This window comes from Vibrio vulnificus CMCP6 (assembly GCF_000039765.1).
Taxonomy (GTDB): Bacteria; Pseudomonadota; Gammaproteobacteria; order Enterobacterales; family Vibrionaceae; genus Vibrio; species Vibrio vulnificus_B.
Window position 1 is genome coordinate 273624 of record NC_004459.3, and the last position, 25192, is coordinate 298815.

The 25192-nt window shown below is 47.3% G+C and carries 24 protein-coding genes; 13 read left to right on the forward strand and 11 right to left on the reverse strand.

Annotated elements, in window-relative coordinates; translation table 11 throughout:
- Positions 1-83 precede the first annotated feature (83 nt).
- The 3 genes from lipB to VV1_RS01420 all read left to right on the forward strand — a co-directional run bounded on the left by lipB (position 84) and on the right by VV1_RS01420 (position 2237).
- Positions 84-740, forward strand: a complete 657-nt coding sequence (gene lipB / locus VV1_RS01410; RefSeq protein WP_011078391.1) for a lipoyl(octanoyl) transferase LipB — start codon at positions 84-86, stop codon at positions 738-740.
- The gene (gene lipA / locus VV1_RS01415; protein WP_011078392.1) at positions 737-1702 is read left to right on the forward strand and encodes a lipoyl synthase; all 966 of its coding nucleotides are present in this window, start codon (positions 737-739) and stop codon (positions 1700-1702) included. The genes lipB and lipA overlap by 4 nt, the downstream gene beginning before the upstream one ends.
- Positions 1703-1901: 199 nt before the next feature.
- Positions 1902-2237, forward strand: a complete 336-nt coding sequence (locus tag VV1_RS01420) for a hypothetical protein (protein WP_011078393.1) — start codon at positions 1902-1904, stop codon at positions 2235-2237.
- 132 nt (positions 2238-2369) lie between these two features.
- On the opposite strand, the gene glyA is transcribed toward VV1_RS01420, so the two are convergent.
- Positions 2370-3620 (reverse strand): serine hydroxymethyltransferase, encoded by a 1251-nt coding sequence (gene glyA / locus VV1_RS01425; RefSeq protein ID WP_011078394.1) that lies wholly within the window; start codon positions 3618-3620, stop codon positions 2370-2372.
- A gap of 345 nt (positions 3621-3965) precedes the next feature.
- Here glyA and VV1_RS01430 point away from each other — a divergent pair, with 345 nt between their 5' ends.
- Positions 3966-4565 (forward strand): YitT family protein, encoded by a 600-nt coding sequence (locus VV1_RS01430; RefSeq protein WP_011078395.1) that lies wholly within the window; start codon positions 3966-3968, stop codon positions 4563-4565.
- 98 nt (positions 4566-4663) lie between these two features.
- Here VV1_RS01430 and treC read toward each other — a convergent pair whose 3' ends face one another.
- The 4 genes from treC to gmhB all read right to left on the reverse strand — a co-directional run bounded on the left by treC (position 4664) and on the right by gmhB (position 9634).
- Positions 4664-6349, reverse strand: a complete 1686-nt coding sequence (treC, locus tag VV1_RS01435) for an alpha,alpha-phosphotrehalase (protein ID WP_011078396.1) — start codon at positions 6347-6349, stop codon at positions 4664-4666.
- 66 nt (positions 6350-6415) lie between these two features.
- Positions 6416-7840: a PTS trehalose transporter subunit IIBC gene (gene treB / locus VV1_RS01440; protein WP_043920904.1), complete on the reverse strand. Its 1425-nt coding sequence runs from the start codon at positions 7838-7840 to the stop codon at positions 6416-6418.
- A gap of 169 nt (positions 7841-8009) precedes the next feature.
- Entirely contained in the window at positions 8010-8957 is a 948-nt protein-coding gene (treR, locus tag VV1_RS01445) for a trehalose operon repressor TreR (protein ID WP_011078398.1), read from the reverse strand.
- Between the two features lie 38 nt (positions 8958-8995).
- Complete coding sequence (gene gmhB / locus VV1_RS01450; protein ID WP_324167031.1) at positions 8996-9634, reverse strand: D-glycero-beta-D-manno-heptose 1,7-bisphosphate 7-phosphatase; 639 nt, start codon at positions 9632-9634, stop codon at positions 8996-8998.
- 198 nt (positions 9635-9832) lie between these two features.
- On the opposite strand from gmhB, the gene metN reads away from it, so the two are divergent.
- From metN to ilpA, 3 genes are read left to right on the forward strand one after another with little or no spacing between them, the layout of a single operon-like run.
- Positions 9833-10867: a methionine ABC transporter ATP-binding protein MetN gene (gene metN, locus VV1_RS01455; protein WP_011078400.1), complete on the forward strand. Its 1035-nt coding sequence runs from the start codon at positions 9833-9835 to the stop codon at positions 10865-10867.
- Positions 10857-11534: a methionine ABC transporter permease gene (locus VV1_RS01460; protein ID WP_011078401.1), complete on the forward strand. Its 678-nt coding sequence runs from the start codon at positions 10857-10859 to the stop codon at positions 11532-11534. The genes metN and VV1_RS01460 overlap by 11 nt, the downstream gene beginning before the upstream one ends.
- A gap of 35 nt (positions 11535-11569) precedes the next feature.
- Positions 11570-12379, forward strand: a complete 810-nt coding sequence (gene ilpA, locus VV1_RS01465; protein WP_011078402.1) for a MetQ/NlpA family lipoprotein adhesin IlpA — start codon at positions 11570-11572, stop codon at positions 12377-12379.
- An 86-nt stretch (positions 12380-12465) separates the two neighbouring features.
- Here ilpA and VV1_RS01470 read toward each other — a convergent pair whose 3' ends face one another.
- On the reverse strand, positions 12466-13242 hold the full coding sequence (locus tag VV1_RS01470; protein ID WP_011078403.1) for a Zn-ribbon-containing protein: 777 nt from the start codon (positions 13240-13242) through the stop codon (positions 12466-12468).
- A 3-nt stretch (positions 13243-13245) separates the two neighbouring features.
- Complete coding sequence (syd, locus tag VV1_RS01475; protein ID WP_011078404.1) at positions 13246-13791, reverse strand: SecY-interacting protein; 546 nt, start codon at positions 13789-13791, stop codon at positions 13246-13248.
- A 97-nt stretch (positions 13792-13888) separates the two neighbouring features.
- Between syd and queF the strand changes: the two genes are divergently transcribed.
- From queF to VV1_RS01505, 6 genes are all read left to right on the forward strand, one after another.
- Positions 13889-14734 carry an NADPH-dependent 7-cyano-7-deazaguanine reductase QueF gene (queF, locus tag VV1_RS01480; protein ID WP_011078405.1) on the forward strand — a complete coding sequence of 282 codons (846 nt, stop codon included), beginning with the start codon at positions 13889-13891 and terminating at the stop codon, positions 14732-14734.
- A gap of 25 nt (positions 14735-14759) precedes the next feature.
- Positions 14760-17024, forward strand: a complete 2265-nt coding sequence (locus tag VV1_RS01485) for a tetratricopeptide repeat protein (RefSeq protein ID WP_011078406.1) — start codon at positions 14760-14762, stop codon at positions 17022-17024.
- 99 nt (positions 17025-17123) lie between these two features.
- On the forward strand, positions 17124-18689 hold the full coding sequence (locus tag VV1_RS01490) for a GGDEF domain-containing protein (RefSeq protein ID WP_011078407.1): 1566 nt from the start codon (positions 17124-17126) through the stop codon (positions 18687-18689).
- 239 nt (positions 18690-18928) lie between these two features.
- Positions 18929-20305 carry a nucleotide 5'-monophosphate nucleosidase PpnN gene (ppnN, locus tag VV1_RS01495; RefSeq protein WP_011078408.1) on the forward strand — a complete coding sequence of 459 codons (1377 nt, stop codon included), beginning with the start codon at positions 18929-18931 and terminating at the stop codon, positions 20303-20305.
- 60 nt (positions 20306-20365) lie between these two features.
- Complete coding sequence (xni, locus tag VV1_RS01500; protein WP_011078409.1) at positions 20366-21145, forward strand: flap endonuclease Xni; 780 nt, start codon at positions 20366-20368, stop codon at positions 21143-21145.
- Between the two features lie 236 nt (positions 21146-21381).
- Positions 21382-22125, forward strand: coding sequence for a DNA/RNA non-specific endonuclease (locus VV1_RS01505; protein ID WP_043920905.1), 744 nt, complete (start codon positions 21382-21384; stop codon positions 22123-22125).
- 63 nt (positions 22126-22188) lie between these two features.
- Here the strand turns inward: VV1_RS01505 and rlmM are convergent, their stop codons facing one another.
- From rlmM to VV1_RS01525, 4 genes are read right to left on the reverse strand one after another with little or no spacing between them, the layout of a single operon-like run.
- The gene (gene rlmM, locus VV1_RS01510; RefSeq protein ID WP_011078411.1) at positions 22189-23280 is read right to left on the reverse strand and encodes a 23S rRNA (cytidine(2498)-2'-O)-methyltransferase RlmM; all 1092 of its coding nucleotides are present in this window, start codon (positions 23278-23280) and stop codon (positions 22189-22191) included.
- Positions 23277-23675: a DUF423 domain-containing protein gene (locus VV1_RS01515; RefSeq protein ID WP_011078412.1), complete on the reverse strand. Its 399-nt coding sequence runs from the start codon at positions 23673-23675 to the stop codon at positions 23277-23279. Before VV1_RS01515 ends, rlmM begins: the two co-directional genes overlap by 4 nt.
- On the reverse strand, positions 23665-24291 hold the full coding sequence (locus tag VV1_RS01520) for an alpha/beta fold hydrolase (RefSeq protein ID WP_011078413.1): 627 nt from the start codon (positions 24289-24291) through the stop codon (positions 23665-23667). The genes VV1_RS01515 and VV1_RS01520 overlap by 11 nt, the downstream gene beginning before the upstream one ends.
- Complete coding sequence (locus VV1_RS01525) at positions 24269-25192, reverse strand: transcriptional regulator GcvA (RefSeq protein ID WP_011078414.1); 924 nt, start codon at positions 25190-25192, stop codon at positions 24269-24271. The genes VV1_RS01520 and VV1_RS01525 overlap by 23 nt, the downstream gene beginning before the upstream one ends.

The window sequence follows — 25192 nt, forward strand, 5'->3', positions numbered from 1 at the left end:
AAATAGTTGTGAAACAAATATAGTTCCCAACCGTGAACAGGTTTATAATGCAAAAACTTTACTAAGCGATAACAGGAAATATCATGCAAAACCAATTAGTTGTAAAACGACTTGGCCGTCGAGATTACCTGCCAGTATGGCAAGCAATGCATGAATTTACTGATACACGCAACGAGGAAACACCGGATGAAGTGTGGCTGGTTGAACACAACCCCGTTTTTACCCAAGGCCAAGCGGGTAAAGCAGAACATCTTCTCAATACCGGTGATATTCCTGTTGTGCAAAGCGATCGTGGCGGACAAGTGACTTATCATGGACCCGGTCAACTGGTGGCCTATTTCCTCATCAACCTACGTCGCAAAAAATTGGGTGTGCGAGATCTCGTCACGACTATCGAGAACCTCGTAATCAATACGCTTAAAGCATACAATATCGACTCCGCAGCCAGACCGGATGCACCCGGCGTTTACGTCGAGGGTAGAAAGATATGTTCGTTAGGTCTGCGCATCCGAAAAGGATGCTCTTTCCACGGGCTCGCACTCAACGTAAATATGGACCTTTCCCCTTTCTTGAGAATTAACCCATGTGGTTATCAAGGCATGGAGATGGTTCAGGTGAGTGAGCTTGGTGGCCCTAAGGACATCGCTCTCGTTGAGCAACAATTAGTCAAAGAACTGGTAAATTTGCTTGGTTATGAGCAAGTTGAATTCAGCACAGAAGCAGAAGTAAGAGAAGCATGAGTAAACCAATCCAGATGGAAAAAGGCGTTAAATACCGTGACGCCGACAAAATGGCTCTGATTCCCGTCAAGAACATGCCGACAGAGCAAAAAGAGGTCCTACGCAAGCCTGATTGGATGAAGATCAAGTTGCCTGCAGATAGCCAACGCATTCAAGATATTAAATCCGCTATGCGTAAAAACAATCTGCACTCGGTTTGTGAAGAGGCTTCTTGTCCAAACTTGGCGGAGTGCTTCAACCACGGTACGGCAACCTTTATGATTCTAGGTGCCATTTGTACACGCCGTTGTCCATTCTGTGATGTTGCCCATGGCCGACCTCTTCCTCCAGAAGCAGAAGAACCCACGAAGCTGGCAAAAACCATTGCCGACATGAAACTCAAATACGTGGTGATTACCTCCGTAGACCGCGACGATCTGCGTGACGGTGGGGCAAAACATTTTGCCGATTGTAACCGTGAAATTCGCGCTCAAAGCCCACATATTCGTATCGAAACATTGGTTCCTGATTTCCGTGGTCGTATGGACGTGGCACTAGAAGCACTAAAAGATAACCCGCCAGACGTCTTCAACCACAACTTGGAAACGGCACCACGCCTGTACCGTAAGGTGCGTCCAGGGGCAAACTACCAATGGTCACTGGATCTTCTGAAGAAATTCAAAGAGCAGCATCCTGATGTCCCAACCAAATCGGGACTCATGATGGGTTTAGGTGAAACCAAAGAAGAGATCGTTGAAGTGCTCAAAGATCTTCGTGCGCATGGTGTGACCATGCTGACACTCGGCCAATACCTTGCTCCAAGTCGCCACCATCTTCCGGTAGAGCGTTACGTTCCACCAGCAGAATTTGATGAGCTCAAAGAGATTGCTCTGGAACTCGGTTTCACTCATGCAGCTTGTGGTCCATTTGTGCGTTCGTCTTATCATGCTGATATGCAGGCGCAAGGCTTAGAAGTCAAATAGGCCAAATCACTGATTGCCTCGAAAAACAAAAAGCTGGTATTGATAACCAGCTTTTTATTTGTCTTAAATCTTTGTCTATCCAGCCTTCACGACATGAATTGCTTGTCATCTATTGGTCAATTCTATAGGCTTGATGCAAACGTATATCCATCGCATTGCGTATGGCATTCTAAATTTTCAAAAAAGTAGGATTGATTAGATGAACAAATTAGGTTTTATCACCCTATTCGCCTCGGCTCTTTTGGTTGGTTGTGCCCAACAAAACACCGCACAAGATAACTACCGCGAAGCGTCCTTTGAGCTCTGCAATACCGAAGTAAAACTTTACTCAGTCAGTAAAGACGGACGTGTCCGTATTGTATGCGCTGATGGTGCGAAGTTTGCACTAAACAGTGAAGAGACATTGAATGTGATGCGTGATATCAATATCGATTACTGTGATGGCGAAGGCTTAGGCAAGTTTAGCGAAACCAATAGCTACTACTCGTTCCAATGTAAATCAGGTTCGCTATTAAGCATTTCTAAAGACAAGTAATAGCTCTCGCCACTCAAACACTCTTGGTTGAATGGTGACTTTTCTTGTTCCTTTTACTGTTTCGACGAAGAAATGTTAGAAGAAAAAAGGCTTCCATCCGGAAGCCTTTTTGATGTTCAAGTAGCCAAAATCTTATGCGTAAACAGGTAGACGCTTACAGATTTCTAGTACTTTCTGTTTCGTTGCTTCGATAACCGCTTCATTGCCGATGTTATCTAATACGTCACACATCCAGTTTGCTAGCTCTTTCGCGTCCGCTTCCGTAAAGCCACGGCGAGTAATCGCAGGCGTACCAACACGAATACCCGAAGTGACAAATGGGCTACGAGGGTCGTTTGGTACTGAGTTCTTGTTTACCGTGATGTTTGCTGCGCCTAGTGCCGCATCCGCATCTTTACCCGTGATGTCTTTGTCGATAAGGTCAACAAGGAACAGGTGGTTTTCTGTACCGTTAGATACGATTTTGTAACCGCGCTCTTGGAACTGAGCCACCATCGCTTTTGCATTTTTCACTACGCGCGCTTGGTAAGCTTTAAACTCAGGTTCCATCGCTTCTTTGAACGCTACTGCTTTACCAGCGATAACGTGCATCAGAGGGCCACCCTGACCACCAGGGAAAACGGCTGAGTTCAGTTTCTTGTACATGTCTTCGCCAGCGTTAGACAGGATAAGACCACCACGTGGACCTGCTAGCGTTTTGTGCGTTGTCGTCGTCACTACGTGTGCGTGAGGAACTGGTGTTGGATATTCACCTGCTGCGATAAGACCCGCAACGTGCGCCATATCGACGAATAGGTAAGCGTCAACTTTGTCCGCGATTTCACGCATACGCTTCCAATCAACGATTTGAGAGTACGCTGAGAAACCACCGATGATCATCTTAGGTTTGTGCTCAAGCGCTAGCGTTTCCATCTCGTCGTAGTTAATTTGACCCGCTTCATCGATACCGTAAGGGATAACGTTGTAGTGCTTACCAGAGAAGTTAACTGGTGAGCCGTGCGTCAAGTGGCCACCGTGCGCAAGGCTCATACCTAATACAGTGTCGCCTGGGTTAAGCAGCGCCATATACACTGCACTGTTTGCTTGAGAACCTGAGTGAGGCTGTACGTTTGCATATTCACAACCGAACAACTGGCATGCGCGATCAATTGCGAGTGCTTCCGCTTTATCAACATATTCACAGCCACCGTAGTAACGCTTGCCTGGGTAGCCTTCAGCGTACTTATTGGTTAGCTGAGAGCCTTGAGCTTCCATTACACGTGGGCTTGTGTAGTTTTCTGAAGCGATCAGCTCGATGTGTTCTTCCTGGCGAAGAGTTTCTTCCTGGATAGCTGCGAATAGCTCCGCATCGTAATCAGCGATATTCATATCACGCTTAAGCATCTGTATCTCCTGACTCAGATTTGACTGAAAGTTGCAAAAAAACTGGTTAATGACCCAACGCAAACGTTTTCGTCACCATAATGGCGCGCATTCTACATAATTTGATCCAGGTCATAAAGAGAAAATTCACTTTTCTCTATGCAGTTTCTTCATGATGACATGTGAAAGATTTCATCTTGGCTTTGTCCTTAAGCGAAAATGCAATCTAAAGTGTCAATTTTGCGTTTCACACCCTGTAAAACAACAATTACATAGGTTTACCCTAATTTTAACCCGCTAGCTACCAAAAAGATCAGCTTTTTACTACTATGCACGCCCTTAATCGCAAATGAAATTTAACCACTGATGGAAAAACACTCACGTAGAGAAGACTGGATCGCCATATTGACCGGCACCTTCCTCGTCGCCCAAGGCGTCTTTTTTCTGCAATCAGCCAATCTACTGACAGGCGGGACAACTGGGCTTGCTCTGTTAGTCACTCAGTTTACTCCATTCACTTTTGGAATGTTGTATTTTTTGGCGAACTGCCCTTTCTATTTATTGGCTTGGAAACGCTATGGGCGTCGCTTTGCTTTTAATAGTGCCATTTCTGGTGGTTTAGTCTCGATTTTTGCCGATAACCTATATTTAGTAATCTCTGTTGAGCATATCAATGAAGTTTACTGCGCGATTGCGGGTGGGCTGTTAATGGGTCTAGGCATGCTTATCCTATTTCGTCATCGCTCCAGTTTGGGAGGCTTTAACGTGCTTTGCCTCTACATCCAAGATAAATTTGGTGTTTCAGTGGGCAAATCGCAGATGGCAATTGATGCAACCATCCTATTTGCTTCCTTTTTCTTTGTCAGCCCGACCACGATCGCACTGTCGATTCTCGGCGCTTTTGCGTTGAATTTAGTACTCGCGATGAATCATAAGCCGCATCGATACTCGGTTCGTTATCAGTAATTTGTTTTACCCTGCAACAAAAAAAGGCTTTGGAACTTCCAAAGCCTTTGAACGTATTAGGGGTGTGCCGTTAGCGTTCTTTATAACCAACAACAAACTTAACGTTCAATCAAGAGAATACGAGTCTCGTAAGGTTTGAGCACTTGGTGATGCGAAGCCATGGCACTCGGTTGATTTTGGTAGTTAGACAGCAAACATTTCGCTTTACGCATGTCGAGATCCAATGGCAACACGCACTCTACTTCTTCCCCGTAGTAGTTATTGATGCACACCAGTTGCTGAGCCGCACTGGTCCGTGCATAAGCAAACACACTCTGATGCTCGGGTAATAAGTCTTGATAATCACCTTGGGTGATCACTGGCTCTTCTTTACGCAGTTCAATCAATCGCTTATAGAAATAGAACACCGAATTGAGATCCGCCACCGCCGCTTCCGCGTTGATCTTCGGGTAGTTACTCGCCACCGCTAACCAAGGTTCTCCTTGCGTAAATCCTGCGTGTTTTTCTTCTGACCACTGCATTGGGGTGCGTGAATTATCACGAGACTTTTGTGCCAAAATTGCCATCATTTCGTCATGGTCAATTCCTTGCTGCTCAACCATGATCTGATACATGTTGGTGCTTTCAACATCACGATACTGTTCAATCGCTGTATACCCTGGGTTGGTCATGCCAATTTCTTCGCCTTGATAAACATAAGGCGTGCCTTGCATCATATGAACCGAGGCAGCCAACATTTTTGCCGATTCAACGCGATACACTTGATCGTTGCCCAAACGGCTCACGATACGTGGCTGATCATGGTTACACCAAAAGAGCGCTCCCCACCCTTTCCCATTCAGGCCGGTTTGCCAATGATTAAAAATCTGTTTGAGCTGGAGAAAGTCAAATGGTGCCTTGGTCCATTTTTCACCATTTGAATAATCCACTTTCAGGTGATGGAAATTGAACACCATGGAAAGCTCTTTGCCATCAAGTGAGGAGTACTGCTGACAATGCTCTAAGGTTGTCGATGACATCTCACCCACTGTCACACTGCCATACTTTTGGAAAACGGCTTGACTGATCTCTTGGAGATAGTCGTGCACACGCGGTCCATCAGTATAGAAACGACGCCCATCGCCAATCTCATCGTCGCAAAAATCTTGTTGCTTCGAAATCAGATTGATGACGTCCAGACGAAATCCGTCGACGCCTTTTTCCGCCCAAAAACGAATAACATTTTTCACTTCCTCACGAACCGTGGGATTTTCCCAATTGAGATCGGCCTGCTCTTTGGCGAAAAGGTGCAGATAATATTGGCCCGTTTGTTCATCCAGCGCCCAAGCGCTGCCGCCAAACTTAGACTGCCAATTATTGGGCACTTTTCCTTCCACTGGGTCTTTCCAGATGTAGTAATCCCGATACGGACTGTTTTTGTTACCCAGTGCCGATTGAAACCAAGCGTGTTCGGTCGAGGTGTGGTTCACCACAATGTCCATGATAAGACGGATTCCAAGCTGATGCGCTTTCTCGAGCAATTCATCAAAATCAGCCATCGTGCCAAACTGAGGATTAATTCGGTAGTAATCCGAAATGTCGTATCCATTATCGACCATCGGCGATTGGTAAACCGGCGTTAGCCAGATTGCATCAATACCGAGATGCTTCAAATATTCCAACTTAGAGATGATGCCTTGAATATCTCCCGTCCCCTTTGCCCCGCTGTCGCAAAAACTTTTTGGGTAGATTTGATAGATAGTGGCGGTTTTCCACCAATGTGCATCTGTGTTACGTGTTGTCATGGTAAAGACTCACTTACCGAAGAGAAACAAAGCGGAGTGGCCATTCGCCACTCCAAATCGATGAAATTATGCGTTTACCGGTTCGAGTTCGCCTTTGGCTTCTGCTCGCTTGTAAAACACTAAAGTGAGGGCTGCTGGCAACACAATGGCGGTCAACATCGCCAGTGCGTAAATTCCCCAAAATTGTGGTTGAATTGAGAGAATGCCAGGTAGGCCACCCACCCCGATGCCATTTGCCATCACACCAGCACCACCACAAATTGCGGCCGCGACAGCACTACCAATCATCGCGCTAAGCATAGGGAACTTGTACTTGAGGTTGATGCCGTACATGGCAGGCTCAGTCACACCTAAATAGGCTGAAATCGCAGCGGGTACAGAGATGTCACGCTCGCCATGTTTTTTACTGATAATGATGATGCCAACAACGGCAGACGCCTGTGCGATATTTGACAACGCAATCAGCGGCCAAATTGGCGTACCACCCATCTCTTGCATCAACTGCAAATCCACCGCGTTGGTTGTATGGTGAATACCGGTGATCACAAGTGGTGCGTACAAGAAGCCAAAAATCATTGAGCCTAACACTGCAAAGTCGCCCGTCATGGCCGCTTTTGCCGCAAATGCCACGCCATCACCCAGCACACGGCCAAACGGGCCAATCAAAGAATGGGCAAGAATAACGGATAGGATGATCGAGACAAACGGCACCACCACGAGGTAGAGGTAAGAAGGGACGATACGTTTTAGGTTAGTTTCAATGAAAGCCAACGCAACACCTGCCAACATGGCTGGGATCACCTGCGCTTGATAGCCGACCTTTTCAATCACAAACAGACCAAAGTCCCACACTTCTGGGGCTTGTTTACCTATTAAGTAGGCGTTCATGAGCTGCGGTGAAACCAGTGTTACACCAAGTGTAATGCCCAAAATCGGTGTCCCGCCGAGTTTCTTCACGGTAGACCAGCACACCCCTACTGGTAAGAAGAAGAAAATAGCTTCGCCAATCAACCATAAAAAGGAGTGAACCGTTGCCCAAAACTGGCTAATCTCCGTCAATGTCTGGCCATCAAACATCTTGATGTCACCAATCACATTACGGAAACCAAGGATTAAACCACCAGTGATGATCGCAGGGAGCAGAGGGACAAAAATTTCAGCAAGATGGGAGATTCCGCGCTCAATGATGTTCATGTTTTGACGAGCCGCCAATTTCGCATCGTCTTTGCTCGCTTCCGATTTACCTGAAATCTCAAGCAACACTTTATAGACAGCATCAACTTCCGTGCCAATCACCACTTGAAATTGACCCGCGTTGGTAAAGCATCCTTTGACCATCGACAATGTTTCGATTTGCTTAACATCGGCGGCCGACGTGTCGTTCAACACAAAGCGAAGGCGTGTCAAACAGTGGCTGACACTGGCGATGTTGTCGCTTCCTCCGACTAGCTCGATGAGACGTTCAACGTCCTTGCGCGCTATCTTACTCATAACTCTGTCCACCCTATTCTGATCTACTCAATTATAGTTTTTAGATAATGGGAACATTCCCATTCCTTGATTTAATATTGCCAGTTTTTATAAATAAACAAAATGGGAACAGTCCCATTAATTGAAAGTGATCACAGTCTAGATCGGAAAAACAAGAAAAATGAAAGGGTTAGTTTTGGATCGGTGCCTGAGTGATGTGCGAGATAGCTTCCTCACCATTCATCTGAGAAATCAGCATCTTAGCGGCCTTTTCTCCCGCTTGCTTGTAACCGGGATCGACACTGAACACCTTTGGAAAAAGAAAAGAGAGCAACTCATTGCCACCCACACCAGTGACACAAACCTCTTCGCGCCCCAGTTCTTGAAGTCGCTTGATGACGCCCAAAGCCAAGGTATCGCTCGCACAGACAATCGCTTGAGTGTTTTCCGCTAACACCTCATCAACTAAGTGATAAGCACTCTCATGGTTGAGTTTGCCAGTTTGATAACGAGCTTCAACATCGTGTTTTTGGCACCACGACAAGTAGGCATTCAAACGCGACCAGCCCGTGGTTTTATCTTCTTTATTCACACCGATATAAGCGATATGGCTCAGCGATAAAGATTGCAAGTGTTCTAACGCCAGCTCAATCACGCGCTGATTATCGTAGTTAATCGAAGACACCTCTTCCGCAGGCGTGGCAATCACCACGGCTCGATCTTGCCAACTGGCTAAGGTTTGTAGATCGATATCGGTAAAGCCAAACACAATGACGCCATCGACATTGCGACGACGCAGCACTTCTAAGTGCTCGTTGGTTTTCTCGCGATCGAACTGACTCTCCATGATCACCGCATCGTATCCCGCTTGATACAGCACATTAAGCATACTACCTACAGCACGATTTTCTGAGGGAGAGTCGAGACGCGAGATAATTACCCCAACCACCTTCTGGCTACCGCCACGCATCGATTGAGCGGATTTAGAAGGCACATAACCGGAATCTTGTATCACCTGTTCTACCTTCGCTCGGGTTTCAGGTTTTACCTTGGGATCATTGGTCAGCACGCGCGAGACGGTCGATTTACCGACCCCAGACAAACGGGCAATATCAAGAATAGTCAGCTTTTTGCTCATAATAGGCCAAGAAAGACGTTCAATAATAAAAAGGCCGCTTAGCGACCTTTTACTTGTTCTTTTACATAAAGTGGCACATCACGGATGCTATCGAGCACCACGGTTGCCAGTTGCTCACCCTGCTGTGTGACAGGTTTGCCAGTGCGTACCAGAATCTTAGTTGCAACCCCTGCCGCTTCGGCAGCCATCATATCTTCGGCTTTGTCACCCACCATCACTGAGCGAGCCATATCGATTTTGAGGAAATCACGCGCTGAGATAAACATCCCAGGTTTTGGTTTGCGACAATCACAATCTTGTTTGTAATCCCCCACACCGTGTTCTGCATGGTGCGGACAGTAATAAATGCCGTCAAACTCAACGCCGTTGTCCGCAAAATTCCAATCCATCCATTGGGTCAGAGAAAGGAAGCGATCTTCGCTAAATTTGCCACGGGCAATCCCCGACTGATTGGTGACCAACACCAAAAGATACCCCATATCCTTTAGGGCCTTCGTCGCCTCAAACACCCCTTCAATGTATTCAAAGTCGTGCTCGTCATGAACGTAACCATGATCAACGTTAATCACGCCATCACGATCCAAAAAAACAGCTGGTTTTGCCAAAGTATCTGTCTCTGTCACAAAGGAATATAAGCCGAGATTATACCTTAAAAGCGCTACATTGCGAGTTTCCAAGCCGTGAGGTACATCGTCAAAACACCCTCTATATACGAATATCAACTAACTCATAGCAAATCCGTTAGCCTCAAACGAACGTTTAGACGTCTAGACGTAAAAATATCTATTGACTTAAAAACACGAAAGCCATAGCATCATCTGAAAAGTGAGCTAGAGCTCAAAATATTATTCTGTTGTCCCTGCACAGGTTGAGAAATGATTGAAATTAACCAAGTAAATAAAGTGTTCTATCAAGGCAGTAAGGAAATCCATGCCTTGAAAGACATTAACTTACACATCGCAGAAGGCACCATTTTTGGTGTGATCGGATCATCGGGTGCAGGGAAAAGCACGCTGATCCGCTGCGTGAACATGTTAGAAGCACCAACCAGTGGTTCCATTGTGGTGGATGGTGTTGATTTAACAAAATTGAGTAAAAAGCAACTCAGCGAAACTCGCCGCAATATCGGCATGATTTTCCAGCACTTCAACTTGCTCTCTTCTCGCACTGTGTTTGACAACGTTGCACTGCCATTAGAGTTGGCTGGAAAAGACAAAGAGCAAATCCAAAGCAAAGTAACGGAGCTGCTCAAGTTGGTGGGTTTGGCTGACAAGCACGAAAGCTATCCAGCCAACTTAAGTGGTGGTCAAAAGCAACGTGTGGCGATTGCACGAGCATTGGCCAGCGATCCCAAAGTACTGCTGTGTGATGAAGCCACCAGCGCGCTGGATCCTGCGACCACTCAATCCATTTTGGAGTTGCTCAAAGAGATCAACCGCAAGCTGAAAATCACCATTTTGCTCATCACTCATGAAATGGATGTCGTGAAAAGCATCTGTCACGAAGTAGCCATCATTGGTGGCGGTGAATTGGTTGAGAAAGGCACCGTCGGTGAAATTTTTGCCCATCCTAAAACGGAATTGGCGCATGATTTTATCCGCTCAACACTGGATCTTTCTATTCCTGAAGATTACCAAGTGCGTTTGCAACCCACTCGCGTCGCAGGCAGCTATCCTTTAGTGCGTTTGGAATTTACCGGCGCGACGGTTGATGCACCTTTGGTGTCGCAGATTTCTCGTAAATACAACATCGACATCAGCATTCTCAGTTCCGATCTCGACTACGCCGGCGGAGTGAAGTTTGGCATGATGGTCGCAGAACTGTTTGGTAACGAAGAAGACGATAACGCAGCGATTGAATACCTGCGCGAGCACAACGTAAAAGTGGAGGTTCTGGGTTATGTCCTTTAATGACCTATCTCAATGGCTCAGTTTGAACACTGACCTGCTGCTGGGCGCGACTTGGCAAACGCTTTATATGGTTGCCGTTGCTGGCGTCGTTGGTTTTGCGATTGGTATTCCTTTGGGCGTGATTCTGCACACCACCAAAAAAGGTGGCTTGCTTGAAAACACCAAACTCAACAGCGTACTTGGCGCCATTGTTAATATTGGCCGCTCGGTGCCATTTTTGGTCTTGATGGTGGCGATCATTCCCGTCACAAAACTGTTAGTGGGTACATTTATCGGCACTACAGCAGCGATTGTTCCACTCACCATTGGGGCCATCCCATTTGTTGCGCGCCTGATTGAAGGAGCCTTGTTGGAAGTTCCAACTGGCCTGATTGAAGCGGCACAATCGATGGGTGCAACACCACTACAAATCATCACTAAGGTACTGCTTCCTGAAGCATTGCCGACCATTGTTAACTCCGTCACTATTACGTTGGTAACATTGGTGAGCTACTCTGCCATGGCGGGCACCGTTGGTGGCGGCGGTCTCGGTGACGTAGCCATTCGCTACGGTTTCCACCGCTACGATATCACTATCATGGCGGTCACTGTCGTGATGTTGATTGTGTTGGTACAAATTATTCAGTCTATCGGTGACGCCATCGTGCGCCGTGTAGACCACAGATAAGCATTGAAAGATTCAAAATAATAAGGAGATTTACTATGAAATTTAGCCTTAAAGGTTTACTGACCATTATTGCTGCTGCCTCAACATTGGTATTGGCTGGTTGTGGCGAAAAAGCGACTGACACGAGCAAAGTAAAAGTTGGCGTTATGGCGGGTGCCGAAGCACAAGTTGCGGAAGTCGCTGCGAAAGTAGCCAAAGAAAAATACGGCCTTGACGTGGAATTGGTCACCTTCACTGACTACGTGACACCAAACGCGGCATTGGATGACGGTTCTATCGATATCAACGCGTTCCAACACAAGCCATATCTAGATCGTCAAGTAGAAGACCGTGACTACAAACTGACCATCGCTGGCAACACTTTTGTATACCCTATCGCAGGCTACTCAAAACAAGTGAAATCGGTTGAAGAGTTGGCTGACGGCGTGCGTATTGCGGTACCAAACGATCCAACCAACCTTGGCCGCTCTCTGCTGCTTCTTGAGCAACAAGGTTTGATCAAACTACGTCCAGAAGTGGGCCTACTTGCGACCGTTCGTGACATCGTTGAGAATCCAAAGAACATCACTATCGTCGAGCTCGATGCTGCTCAGCTTCCACGCTCACTTGACGACGTGGCTCTGTCTATCATCAACACCACTTACGCGAGCTCTATCAACCTAACTCCGGAAAAAGACGGCGTATTTGTTGAAGACAAAGAATCTCCATACGTGAACCTGATTGTGGCTCGCCAAGACAACGTTCAAAACGAAAATGTACAGAACTTTGTTAAAGCGTACCAAACTGAAGAAGTCTACACGGCAGCAAAAGAAATCTTCAAAGGCGGCGTAGTAAAAGGCTGGTAATTTCGATAGAAAAAGTCGAAGTTCATCAAAACAAAAAAGGTTGGTGTGAGAGCGTCAACCCTTTTTGCATGTTGAGATTCCACTTGCTACTTCAAATGATCCCAAGAGATGTTTGAGACGATACGGCAGTCGTCACATTTGAAATAAAAGATATCGTGCAGTGGCTCATCGAGTAGCCATTCACCACCACATTTCGGGCACTTGCGCGCTTGCTCTTCGGCGAGCGAATGACCGCCAACACGATATTGGTAATAGTAGGTCGGCACTTTCGTGATGTACTCAATACGGCCACGAAGATCCCAACCTCGCTTGAACAAGACACTGTCCACGTCGCACATCTCATGCAGTGCGGCATGCTCGGCGCGACACGCCCCGGCCATCTGCAGCTCATCACACGCTTGCCATTCGGTTTGCCACTTAATCACCGCTTTGTGATCGCCATTTAACGTCGGGCCATTGCGATACAAAGGGATTGGCAGCAAAGTTTCACCGCTTCTCAGCGGCGAGCAGGTATGCACATAAGTGGTATACAGCACCTGCCAACTTGGCGTTTCGATTTCTGCCGCTTCTTCTGAGTTAATGTCTCGTCCCAGCAAGCGCATTTTGGGCGCAAGTAACGCCGCCTCTGAAAGTCGATTGAAACAAACGCGCACATAATCGGAATGATAACGCGGGTGTAAGCTCTCTTTTTCAGGGCAAACCGCACGAACAAAAAATTCCCCATCGCCCATCACAATCGGAAACTCACGCCCCAGCACTTGGCCGTTATAACGCAACGCATCCATTAGGCCATTAATCGCTTTATCGACCGCGCTGATGGTGGTGTTGTCGAAACACTCAAACTGCAATTCAACTACGTACATCGGTTACACCATTGGTTGGAGTTTGGTAAGAAACTCGGTGACGTTTTCCGCCAAGACATCTCGCTGAGAAGTGCCCAATCGCTCCAGCACAACATTCCCGGTGATATTGCAAATCGACAGAACATCTAACTCAGCATCGGTTGCGGCAATAAACACCGTTGGTTTGAGTTTTAGACGTCGTTGCGTCACTAAATGACCCAAAATGTTCTCCTGCAGGCGAGTAAAATCATCGTCATTCCACACTTGCAACAGCGTAAGCTCATTACCCTCCCACGTGGCTGTCATATCGGCACTCAATTGACTGCCATAAAAGGCTTTGATGTCGTCATGCAGTGTCAACTCAATCGCCTGTTCAACATTGGCGAAGTCCACAGGCGCAGACAGGCTCACTGAGCGCCAGAGCACTTCATCTCCTTTTGACTCCACCACGCAAGGAGAAGGCAAATCCGCCAACTCTTCACTGCTAGGCAATGCGTTGTGCTGTGCTTGCCACGCTGCTTGAAAACGTTGACTAAAGTCAGCAAGTGCCAGTGAAACTGGAGATGACATGAATAACTCCTTCTATACCTTGTGAGCCAACAAGATGGCTTTTAAACGATGGATTCAGTAAAATTCCCGCCATTCTAATCGAAAATGACCGCAAAGTATGAGCAAATATTCTGACGCGAAAGAGCTTGCTGGCCTAACGCTGGGTAAGAAAACCGACTACGCCAACCAATACGATCCTAGCTTGCTACAGCCTGTACCACGTAGCCTCAACCGTGACGATCTTCAGTTGGGTGATGAGCTGCCCTTTATGGGCCACGACATCTGGACGTTATATGAGCTCTCTTGGCTCAACAGCAAAGGGTTGCCTCAGGTCGCGGTCGGTGAAGTGTATATCCCAGCCACCAGCGCCAACTTGATTGAATCAAAGTCATTCAAACTCTACCTCAATAGCTACAACCAAACCCGTTTTGATAGCTGGGAAGAAGTTCGTCAACGCTTGATTACCGATCTTTCTCATTGCGCAGGCGAAGCGGTGGAAGTGGCGGTGAACTCGGTCACTCATTACACCCAGCAACCTATCGTGACGATGGAAGGGGAATGCATCGACGAACAAGACATCGACATATCCAGTTACGATTTTGATGACCGCTTGCTCGAAGGCGCTGCGGGCGAAGAGTGGGTGACAGAAACGCTACACAGCCATCTGCTCAAATCGAACTGTTTGATCACCAATCAACCGGACTGGGGCAGCGTCGAAATTCGCTACCAAGGCCACAAGATTGATCGCGAAAAACTGTTGCGCTACCTTGTGTCATTCCGCGAACACAATGAGTTCCACGAACAGTGCGTAGAGCGCATATTCACCGACCTCATGAAATATTGTCAGCCAGAATCACTGACGGTGTTTGCTCGTTATACTCGTCGCGGTGGATTAGACATCAATCCATACCGTTCAACCGAGCAAGCGAAGCCAGATCATAATCATCGAATGGCTCGTCAGTAACACGTCTGTCAAAAAGGAATTCACTATGCGTTGGCAACGGTTTTTCGCAGTTTTATTTTTGCTGGTTTGCATGCAAGTGCAAGCGACCCCGCTCTCCTCAGTGCTACTCACTGAGGCTGAGCAATTGGTGGAAATTGAACCCGACCAAGCAAAAAAAATCGTGCAGAATTACCTCACCCAACGCGAATTAACTGACAATCAAGAAAAAAGTCCGTCGGCGATTTCTCGTGAAGACGCCGATCGCACTTTGCGCACCCCAAGTGGCAGCGTTGAAGCATACAAAATCCTCGCGCAAGCGGAATTTGCTCTTGGTAATCAACGATCAGCTCTCATGCAGCTAGAGACGGCGCAACAACTGAGCAAAACCTTCCATCTCCCTTATCTTGAGATGGAAGTCAAACTGATGCGTACCCAGTTGGAGTGGCAATACAGCAAGGACTACGCGACGGCAGAGCAAGCGCTCAAACAGATTAGTGAACAGTTGGATCAGGCCACTAACTCATTGCAAATGAGCGACAGTGTGAAATACCGTTTGCTGATGCAACAAGCCTTGCTCGCTTCCCAGCAGAATGCGTTGCAACAAGCTGAGCAATATTATGCGCAGGCGAAAGAGCTGATCAAAAACACCCGCTCAGAAAACATCATTATCGACTACCACATCGCGGTGGGTGAGTTTTATCTGAGCCATCAAAAGTACAACTTGGCACTGTCTGAATTGCTGTTTGGTTATTGGCAAGCGGTGGAAGGCAACAAGAGTGCTCGACTGGCCAAAGTGAACCGCCTTTTGGCACAACTGTTTGAAGAGCGACGCGTACTCGACAAAGCCCTTGAATACTTATCGCAGGCAGCCGACTTTTACGACAGCTACCCCAACTCCCCTATCCTTGCACAAGTGATGGAGCAAATGGGCGATATCTACTTCCGCCAAGGCAAGTACAACTTAGCATTAGTGCACTATTTCAATGTGCTCGACCATGACAGCTCGGCTCGCAACATCAAGCAGGTGATCAGCATTCGTTTGAACCTTGCCGCCACCTATCTGCAACTCTATAACTACCCACTGGCAGAGCAATACCTAGAGCGCGCCGAAGACGTTCTCGAGTTTTCCGATATTCCCGAGTTAAAAGCCAAAGCGGCATTAATGAAAGCAGGATTGGCGTTTTACCAAAATGACAGCCAAGCGGTGATCAGCAACGCCAACAAAGCGTTGGAGATTGCCAACGCGCAGCCAGAAGAACAACTGAGCGTGAAGCAGAATGCTTACCAACTGCTCTCTTTGGGTTACGAGCAATCAGCACAATACGCGTTATCGCTACAAAATCTGCGCCGCTACAATAATTTGGTCAGTATTGAACAAAAAGAACTGAACCAAATCAGTGAAGATGCCTTCCGCCAACAAAAAGAATTTGCCGAGCAGACCATTCACTACATTGGCCAAGCACAACAACTCGAAAAAGTAACGGTGGAGCACGCCAAATTTCAGAAAATCGCCTTTGCGCTATTCTTGCTCTCTCTCGTGCTTTTCTTATTGCTCATGAGACGCGGTGTGTTACTGCAACGGCAGTCGGCGCAAATCGAGCAGCTTACGAGTGATCTGTACACCCACTCACGCTCAAAGCTACGTAATCTGCGCATGTTGAACGTGAAACTCTCAAATTCATTGCGCAAAGCCAATGAAACGTTTGAGCAATGGCAGTTAGGTGAACTGATCCATGAGCCGCTCAACGATCGCTTACGCTTTGTGATGATTGATTTGCCGTTTTTGCGCAGCATGTACGTGCAGCATGGCTATAAAGCGGGCCTAGAACTTGAGCGCGCCTTTGGTGCGTTCATGAGTGAGAAAATCCAAAAACCTGCGCGCCTCTACCACTTTTCGGATGCCAATTTGCTTTATATCGAACCCAATGCCGAGCGCGATTATTCAGCTGAGGCGGTTTTTAGTAAAGTGCAAGCGTGGGTAGATGAGTTTGCCGCTGAACACGCGGTCAACCGAACCGTTCGAATGGGCATGGCCGATTACCCATTTTTGCCGCGCGCCTACACGGCGATCAACGATCAAGAGCTGCTTGATTTGCTGTTGCTCGCAACTCATCTTGCTCGTGAAGTCAGTTTGACAGACAAGTGCAGCCATTACGTTTATCTTAAAGCCATAGAGAATGCCCCCGCAGCAAGCCTTGCAACTGGTAACATAAGAAATGCCTGCCAGCAGGCCATCCATCAAGGCTTAATAAAGATACACTCGTCGTATCAGAATGAGGACAACCTCAAAAAATTATTAAAAAGTGAATAATTCTCAAGCAATCAAACCGTAAGAGAGATGACGCTATAATGTTTTTTGTTATTATCGAACTCATTCTTTAGTCGTACATGGACCGTGTTGTAGTTCTTAATGGGCATTCTGGAATCCGATATTCAATCGCAGCTGCATCAGTTAAGTTGTCAATTAGACCAACTTCGATTGACACATCGCGACTCGTCACTCAAATTTAAGCGTGAACAACAAGTTCTGAAGCGCATCGTTACTTCCCTGAGCGCAGCATGCCAGGGGGGCGACCCGACGCTCACGCAGCATTTGAAGGCGGTTCAGCAAGAACTTGAACAACAAAAAGATGTAAGCACTCTTATTCCACGCCTTGCCGTGTTAGAAAGAATGCTCAGACAACAAGCAGTGGCTATGGATAAACAGAGCGGTTTTCTCGACGAACAGATTAAGCACAGCGGTGAGACTTTACAGCGCGTCGCTGGGCTTCCCCCACAACTAAAACGCGAATTGCGCAGTTTAATGACGTTCAATGACGTCAATAAAGCGCGCAATGTCGATCAAGCAGTACGTCTGCTCAATATTTACGAACGTGCGCTGAAGATCATCACCTCCAACTCTCGAATCAACTTTAATGAACTCAGTGATACTCCCGATCGCTCGCAGCTAGACTGCCTCTCCGCAGAGCTGCAACACGTGATCACGGAACTGGATTTTGAAGGCGAATCGGGCGACTTGTTATTGGATATCCGCACTAAGCTGCTGTTGGGTGTTTCCACCGAATCACTACTAGAACTGACCCTTCAAGTGCTCAAACTGGTGATTGAAGGGACGAAGTTTGAAAGAAAATCATCCGAGCATTTCCTAGAACAGCTTAATGGCTCACTCGCTGCCAACTTAAAAACCTCTCACGTCAACGTTGACCAAAGCCAAACGTATTTTGAACATCGCCAACAGCTCAATCGAGAGTTAGAAGGATTGGTGGCGAAAAGCCAGGCTTCATTGGACAATGCAACCGAGCTCGAACAGCTCAAAAACAACATTTCCCCCTTGTTAGCGCAAATGGCCTCGTTGTCTCAACGTTTGCAACTGGCGGAAGAGAAAGAACAAGCGCTACAAGAAAGACTGCAATACAACAAAAATCAACTTGAAGCGGTGTTTGAAATTACCCAAGACTATCGTAAACGCCTAGAAGATCAGGCTCAGCGCATGCTGCTAGACCCCCTCACTAAGGTGTATAACCGCACCGCCTTTAACGATCGTCTTGAACTTGAATATCGTCGCTGGATCCGCGCACAGCACAATCTCCGTGTGGTACTGCTCGACATTGATGGTTTTAAAGCCATCAACGATAGCTATGGCTACTCTGCTGGCGACAAAGCATTGAAGATCATTGCGCGAACCATTCGCAAAGCGGCGGCCGACACCGATACCGTGGCACGCTTTAGTGGTGAAGAGTTTATCTTGCTCATTCCAGAGCAAAGTGAAGAGTACACACTCGAGCTGATTAAGCACATTCAAGCAGAAGTCAGCAAACTACCGTTCAAATTCCGTGAACAACAAATCACCATCACGCTCAGCGCCGCTTCCGTGGCTTTTAAAGAGTCGGATAATCCGGAATACGTGGTGGATCGCCTCGGCATCATGCTCAACGAATGCAAACGACGTGGAAAAAAACAGCTAGAATGGCGTTAATGAGTGGTCATTTATTAACCACTCAGACGAGATTTCACCATCAGTTATAGTTTTTTCAATTAGTTATCACATTTCTTTTTGCTCATACTTTGCTAAGCTAACTACATTCATGACGTGTTTTGCCGAGATTTTTTCTCGGCATAGAACAGAGATTCACGCGCTTATCGGATTCAATAACAACCATTATTTTTCCTCGTGGATCTCTGCCTGTTAATTACAATGCTAAGCAAGGAGGCCATATGATTACTCATATCAGCCCAGCAGGAAGTATGGATCTGCTCTCTCAACTTGAAGTTGAGCGTCTGAAAAAAACCGCCTCTAGTGAGCTTTACCAACTCTACCGCAACTGTACGTTAGCGGTGTTAAACTCAGGTAGCCACACGGATAACTCCAAAGAGCTGCTCGACAAATATCAATCTTTTGATGTCAACGTAGTGCGCCGTGAGCGTGGCATTAAGTTAGAGCTCACCAATCCACCTGAACACGCTTTTGTCGATGGTGAGATCATCAAAGGTATCCAAGAACATTTGTTTTCTGTGCTGCGTGATATTGTTTACGTCAACATGCATCTTGCGGACAACCAACGCCTTAACCTTACTAATGCCACCCACATTACTAACCTTGTTTTTGGTATTTTGCGTAATGCTGGCGCTTTGATTCCTGGTATTGAGCCAAATCTTGTGGTGTGTTGGGGCGGTCACTCCATCAACCCTGTTGAGTACCAATACACACGCGAAGTGGGGAACGAGCTCGGCCTGCGTGAATTGAACATTTGTACTGGCTGTGGACCGGGCGCGATGGAAGGGCCAATGAAAGGCGCCGCAATTGGTCATGCCAAACAGCGCTACAGTACGCAACGTTACTTGGGCTTAACCGAGCCTTCAATTATAGCCGCTGAGCCGCCAAACCCGATCGTCAATGAATTGGTGATCATGCCTGATATCGAGAAACGCTTAGAAGCATTTGTCCGCATGGGGCATGGCATCATCATTTTCCCGGGTGGTGCAGGTACTGCTGAAGAGCTGCTCTACATACTGGGCATTATGATGCATCCAGAAAATGCCGATCAGCCGATGCCCATCGTCTTAACAGGCCCTAAAGAGAGCGAGGCTTACTTCCGCTCACTGGATGCGTTTATTGGTGCTACTTTGGGGGAAGAAGGTCAGAAGCACTACCAAATCATCATTGATGACCCAGCTCAGGTTGCCCGTGTGATGAAACAAGCGATGCCAGCAGTACGTCAGCACCGTAAAGACAAAGGCGATGCTTACAGCTACAACTGGTCTTTAAAGATTGAGCCTGAGTTCCAGTTGCCATTTGAACCAACACACGACTCTATGGCAAGTTTGGATCTGCATCTCAATCAGAAGCCTCAAGTATTGGCCGCTAACTTACGCCGTGCCTTCTCAGGTATTGTGGCGGGTAACGTAAAAGCCGAAGGCATTCGTGAGATCGAACGCAAAGGGCCATTCATTATTGATGGTGACCCTGCACTGATGAAGAAAATGGACAAACTGCTGCGCGATTTCGTCGCCCAGCACCGTATGAAACTGCCCGGCGGCAGTGCATATGAACCTTGCTATAAGATCGCGTCAGCGGAAAATGGCGGTCGATAGTCCATACGATTTACGTTACACTCAGGGGCCTTAGGCCCCTTTTCAATACTGTAATTTTCTATGGCTATTCATCTTGTTATCATCGATGCACTCAATCTGATCCGCCGTGTCCACTCAGCTCAACCGGATCCGACGGACATAGCCAACACCATCCAAAACACCCGTCGTACCTTGCAGCGAATCATTAGTGAAAGTCATCCTACGCATATCGTCGCGGTGTTTGATCATCTCGGTAGCGACCGAGGATGGCGTGCAGAGATCCTTCCAGAATACAAACAAGGGCGAAAGCCGATGCCAGAACCTTTGCTCAATGGTTTGGAGAAGATCCAAGAGGCATGGTGGCAGTTGGGTATTGATTCGCTGCTTTCTGAAGGTGATGAAGCCGATGACTTAGTGGCCACCCTAGCGTGCAAAGTCGCGCAACACGGTGAGAAGGTCACCATCATTTCAACCGATAAAGGCTACTGCCAACTCCTTTCTCCCACTCTGCAGATTCGCGATTACTTCCAACACCGTTGGTTAGATCAGCCGTTTATTGAACAAGAGTTTGGCGTAAAACCTCAACAGCTTTCTGACTATTGGGGCCTGACGGGCATCAGTTCCAGTCAAGTGACCGGCATTCCCGGCATTGGCCCAAAAGCAGCCAAAGAGATCCTCAGCCAATTTGACGATATCGAACAGGCTTTTCTCTCGCCGGATCTACCAAAGAAATATCGCACTAAGTTCGATCAACATATCGAGTTAGCTCGCCGTTGCAAACGAGTCTCGGCACTCAAAACCGATATTGAACTCGGTTTTAACCTGCAAGATCTGCGTTTTACCGCTAATGAGGCCCGTTAATTTCCATGAACAACGCCTTGCCAGTCAGAACACATTGACCGTGCAAATCCCACCAAGTGCATAACAAAACACCATCAATAAATGTTAAACGTTATTGTTGTGTAATGGGTTACATTCACAACAATAACAACAAATTAATCAATACCTTACTGAGTATTGATTAATTTATTATCAACATCACAGCATTGATGAGCATTTACTCTATTTTCACCACTCTCTAACAAGGAGTAATGAAAATGAAAAACCTCATCCTACTATCACTATTATTTGCTTTACCTGCTGCGGCTGAAATTTGTGGCCAACACCTCGACAAAGGCATGCCCTCCACACAACCGGATCAAGTGCTTTGCCGCGATGGCTACGCGGTAGGTTACAACTACAACACCAAAAACGCCGATTGGGTGGCCTACCATATTACGGCAGAGAGTGTGAATGCTTCCTATAAGCGCAGCAACAGCTTTAAAGAAGATGCCGAACTGCCCGACTATGCTCGCTCCACCTTAGCGGATTACAGCAACTCAGGTTACGACAGAGGCCATCTTGCCCCGTCAGCGGCGATGGATTTCAGTCAGCAGTCAATGCAACAAAGCTTCCTGATGAGCAACATGTCACCGCAGTTACCGGGCTTTAATCGCGTGGGTTGGCGTTTTCTGGAAGAGCATGTTCGTGATCTTGCCAATGAATATAACGAGCTTTACGTCGTCACTGGGCCCATTTACCAAGGTGGCGAAAACGCGATTGGTAACGGAGTGGTCATTCCTAGCGCCTTTTTCAAAGTCATTCTTGACCCTGCGTTTAATGACGCGATTGCGTTTGTCGTGCCACACCGAGATGTCTCTGGCAGTGAGCTAGCGAATTTCATCACCACGATTGACGAGGTGGAAAGATTGACCCAACTTGACTTCTTCTCCGCCGTCGATGACAGCACAGAAGCGAGCATGGAAGCACAGGTGTGGGAAATGTGGCCAACGTCGAACTAACACAAACAAAAACGCTCCTCATGTCGAGGAGCGTTTTTTAGCGAACCGTTTCTTCAACTCATCTTAGTGCGGAGAAATGTTCGATAGCACCTGAATGTGTACGGTGATCTCTTCGCGATCGTGATAAAGGTGTTTCGCTTGCAGCTTAAACTTCACCTTGTTCTCAATCAGGAAGGTCTTAAGATTTTCAATGTCTTGTAAAACCTCGTCATAACGACCTTTCATCGGCAACTTCAGGTTAAAGATGGTTTCTTTCGCCCACCCTTTAATGAGCCATTCGCCCATCAGATGCGCCACGCGAGCTGGCTTTTCCACCATGTCACACACTAACCAAGTCACGTTCTTACGGTCTGGCTCAAATTTAAAGCCATCCACCATGTGATGCTTGATCTGGCCTGTTTCCATCAAGCTGTCTGCCATCATGCCGTTGTCCACACAGTGAACGAACATAGAGCGCTGCACTAGCTGATAGGTCCATCCACCAGGACACGCGCCTAAATCCACCGCCCACATGCCCGAAGACAAACGCGTATCCCACTCTTCACGCGGAATAAACACATGAAAAGCCTCTTCCAACTTCAACGTTGAGCGGCTTGGCGCATCGGCCGGGAATTTTAAACGTGGAATGCCCATAAAGAAGCGCGAATTATTGTGCGAATAAGAGTAACCAGCAAAGCAGTGGCCTGACGCAACAAAGCAAAGGTGGAACACAGGCTTCTTGGCATTTTCTTTCGCCAGCAATAAACCTTTACCACGTAATGCTTGGCGCATTGGGACGGTAAACTTGCGACAGAACTTCAACAGCTCTTTTGCTTCGTTGGTGTCTGGTGTTTCAATACGCAAATCACCACAAACAGGGAACGCGTCGATCTCACCCAGCTCCGCAAGGATTGGGCTAATGCGATCTTCACTCGGCAGTTCGGTGAACTCTGCTGCAACCGCAAACATTTGACGCGCAAAAATCAGCGCGTTGAAGTCCAGTTCACGTGCCAGTTTATCGGCATCCCCATCTTGGTAACATTCGAACAGAACATACCCTGCGTTTTTGAACACACGTGGAAAACCATAAACCTCTAACTGAGTCGCTTTGTCCTGAATTTCACCAGCACACTCTTTTTCAAAGCCCTGACGACAATAGAGCATTAATTGTTTCACTGAGATACCTCGTTCGTTTTTAAAGCTGCCAACATCAACATTATCCAACCAATAATAAACAGCAAGCCTCCCATAGGAGTGATGGGGCCAAACCATTTTATGCCAGTTAATGCGAGGGCGTATAAGCTGCAGCTAAAGCAAAAGATGCCGATGATAAAACAAATTGCCGCGCGGAAAAAATATTTTTGCGCTTTCTCTCCAGTCGGCAAAGACAGCAGAACGGCGCACAGGGCGATGGCGAGGGTATGCCAAAACTGGTACATCACGCCCGTCTCAAACACACCTAACAAATATGGCGACAATTGACTTTTGAGTCCGTGAGCAGCAAACGCGCCAAGTGCGACCGCCGATGCGCCTGAGAAACCAACAAAAGTGAGTAGCCACTTACTTTTCATCGTCAACCCCTTTAATAAAAGCGCACAGTTGCTCAATCGCCAACTGCACATTGCCGGCTTCTGTATAGCCAGAACTTTTTCTCGGTTTAAAACTATGATCGCCGTCAGGCAAAAACGCCAAACGCACCATTGAGGAGAACTCAAATTGCTGACACTCAGTTTGAGTACCAAACGTGTCTCGCTCACCTTGCAAAATCAACGTCGGTTTACTCAATGTTTGTAAGTGCTCACCTTTGAACTTTTCAGGCTTACCGGGAGGATGAAACGGAAAACCTAAACAGGCAATCCCTTTCACGAGGGGGTGCTCCGACAACAAACTCGCCATGCGTCCGCCCATCGACTTCCCCCCAATGATCACGGGGTCATCGGTCACGGATGCTATCACTTCGGAAAAGGCTTCCAGCAATTTCGGCGCGCGATCCGGTGGGCGTTTTTTGCCATCTTCAGCTCGTTTGGCCATATAAGGGAAATTGAAACGCACCACTCGAATCCCTTCCTTTGCCAATCCTTGAGCCACTGCGGTCATAAAAGCATGCTCCATCGGAGCCCCTGCACCGTGAGCAAAAATAAACAGCGGTCCGTTGTCTGGCCCATCAATAATGCATGGCAGATTCATCTAACACCTCTTCTTGTTCTTTGCGCGCGGTCACTAACATCCAGTCTCGAAATCGCGCGATACGCCCCATGTCAGCTTGCTGTTCATGGCAGACGACGTAAAACGAATTCTTCGACAACAATATTTCATCAAAGGGTGCTATCAGACGGCCCGCCTCCATTTCTGGTTTGGCCAGCACATTGTTGCCCAAGGCCACCCCTTGCCCGTGGGCCGCCGCTTGCAGAACCATGGTCGAGTGACTAAAAATCGGACCTTGGTTGACATTGACCTCATCCAGACCGTTTTCCTTAGCAAATTGTTTCCAATCTTTTCTGGAGGTGTCATGGAGTAACGTATGTCGTTTTAAATCCTGCAAAGATTCTAATGGTTTGTTACCTAAAAGTAATGAAGGTGAACAAAGTGGGATCAAATATTCTTGGTACAATTTATCGGCACGTAACCCCGGCCAATTGCCACGACCGTAATAAATCGCCACGTCCACATCGTCCGTCAAAGAGCCTTCGTCCATGTCCACCGCTTTGATTCGCACGTCAATGTCTGGCTCTTTAGCATTGAAATCCGCCAATCTTGGTACCAACCATTGAATGGCAAAACTCGGTGGCAAACTGATGGTCAATGCCCCTTTTTCGCTACGTTCCAATACCTTATCGGTCGCTTCCGCGAGTGCTGAGAAGATATCTTTGATGTCTAAAAAGTAACTTTGCCCCTCTTCAGTGAGGAGTAAAGAACGGTTGCGGCGGCGGAACAGTTTCAATGAAAGAAACTCTTCAAGTGCTTTGATCTGATGACTCACTGCCGCTTGAGTGACAAAGAGCTCTTCTGCAGCTCGAGTGAAACTAAGATGTCTAGCGGCGGCTTCGAATACACGAAGGGAATTCAGTGGGGGCAATCTTCGGGACAT

Excerpts from the sequence above, each read along its gene's own strand:
- lipB (WP_011078391.1), top strand. The coding sequence starts at position 84 with ATGCAAAACCAATTAGTTGTAAAACGACTTGGCCGTCGAGATTACCTG.
- lipA (WP_011078392.1), top strand. The coding sequence starts at position 737 with ATGAGTAAACCAATCCAGATGGAAAAAGGCGTTAAATACCGTGACGCC.
- VV1_RS01420 (WP_011078393.1), top strand. The coding sequence starts at position 1,902 with ATGAACAAATTAGGTTTTATCACCCTATTCGCCTCGGCTCTTTTGGTT.
- glyA (WP_011078394.1), bottom strand. The coding sequence starts at position 3,620 with ATGCTTAAGCGTGATATGAATATCGCTGATTACGATGCGGAGCTATTC.
- VV1_RS01430 (WP_011078395.1), top strand. The coding sequence starts at position 3,966 with ATGGAAAAACACTCACGTAGAGAAGACTGGATCGCCATATTGACCGGC.
- treC (WP_011078396.1), bottom strand. The coding sequence starts at position 6,349 with ATGACAACACGTAACACAGATGCACATTGGTGGAAAACCGCCACTATC.
- treB (WP_043920904.1), bottom strand. The coding sequence starts at position 7,840 with ATGAGTAAGATAGCGCGCAAGGACGTTGAACGTCTCATCGAGCTAGTC.
- treR (WP_011078398.1), bottom strand. The coding sequence starts at position 8,957 with ATGAGCAAAAAGCTGACTATTCTTGATATTGCCCGTTTGTCTGGGGTC.
- metN (WP_011078400.1), top strand. The coding sequence starts at position 9,833 with ATGATTGAAATTAACCAAGTAAATAAAGTGTTCTATCAAGGCAGTAAG.
- VV1_RS01460 (WP_011078401.1), top strand. The coding sequence starts at position 10,857 with ATGTCCTTTAATGACCTATCTCAATGGCTCAGTTTGAACACTGACCTG.
- ilpA (WP_011078402.1), top strand. The coding sequence starts at position 11,570 with ATGAAATTTAGCCTTAAAGGTTTACTGACCATTATTGCTGCTGCCTCA.
- VV1_RS01470 (WP_011078403.1), bottom strand. The coding sequence starts at position 13,242 with ATGTACGTAGTTGAATTGCAGTTTGAGTGTTTCGACAACACCACCATC.
- syd (WP_011078404.1), bottom strand. The coding sequence starts at position 13,791 with ATGTCATCTCCAGTTTCACTGGCACTTGCTGACTTTAGTCAACGTTTT.
- queF (WP_011078405.1), top strand. The coding sequence starts at position 13,889 with ATGAGCAAATATTCTGACGCGAAAGAGCTTGCTGGCCTAACGCTGGGT.
- VV1_RS01485 (WP_011078406.1), top strand. The coding sequence starts at position 14,760 with ATGCGTTGGCAACGGTTTTTCGCAGTTTTATTTTTGCTGGTTTGCATG.
- VV1_RS01490 (WP_011078407.1), top strand. The coding sequence starts at position 17,124 with ATGGGCATTCTGGAATCCGATATTCAATCGCAGCTGCATCAGTTAAGT.
- ppnN (WP_011078408.1), top strand. The coding sequence starts at position 18,929 with ATGATTACTCATATCAGCCCAGCAGGAAGTATGGATCTGCTCTCTCAA.
- xni (WP_011078409.1), top strand. The coding sequence starts at position 20,366 with ATGGCTATTCATCTTGTTATCATCGATGCACTCAATCTGATCCGCCGT.
- VV1_RS01505 (WP_043920905.1), top strand. The coding sequence starts at position 21,382 with ATGAAAAACCTCATCCTACTATCACTATTATTTGCTTTACCTGCTGCG.
- VV1_RS01515 (WP_011078412.1), bottom strand. The coding sequence starts at position 23,675 with ATGAAAAGTAAGTGGCTACTCACTTTTGTTGGTTTCTCAGGCGCATCG.
- VV1_RS01520 (WP_011078413.1), bottom strand. The coding sequence starts at position 24,291 with ATGAATCTGCCATGCATTATTGATGGGCCAGACAACGGACCGCTGTTT.
- VV1_RS01525 (WP_011078414.1), bottom strand. The coding sequence starts at position 25,192 with ATGTCCCGAAGATTGCCCCCACTGAATTCCCTTCGTGTATTCGAAGCC.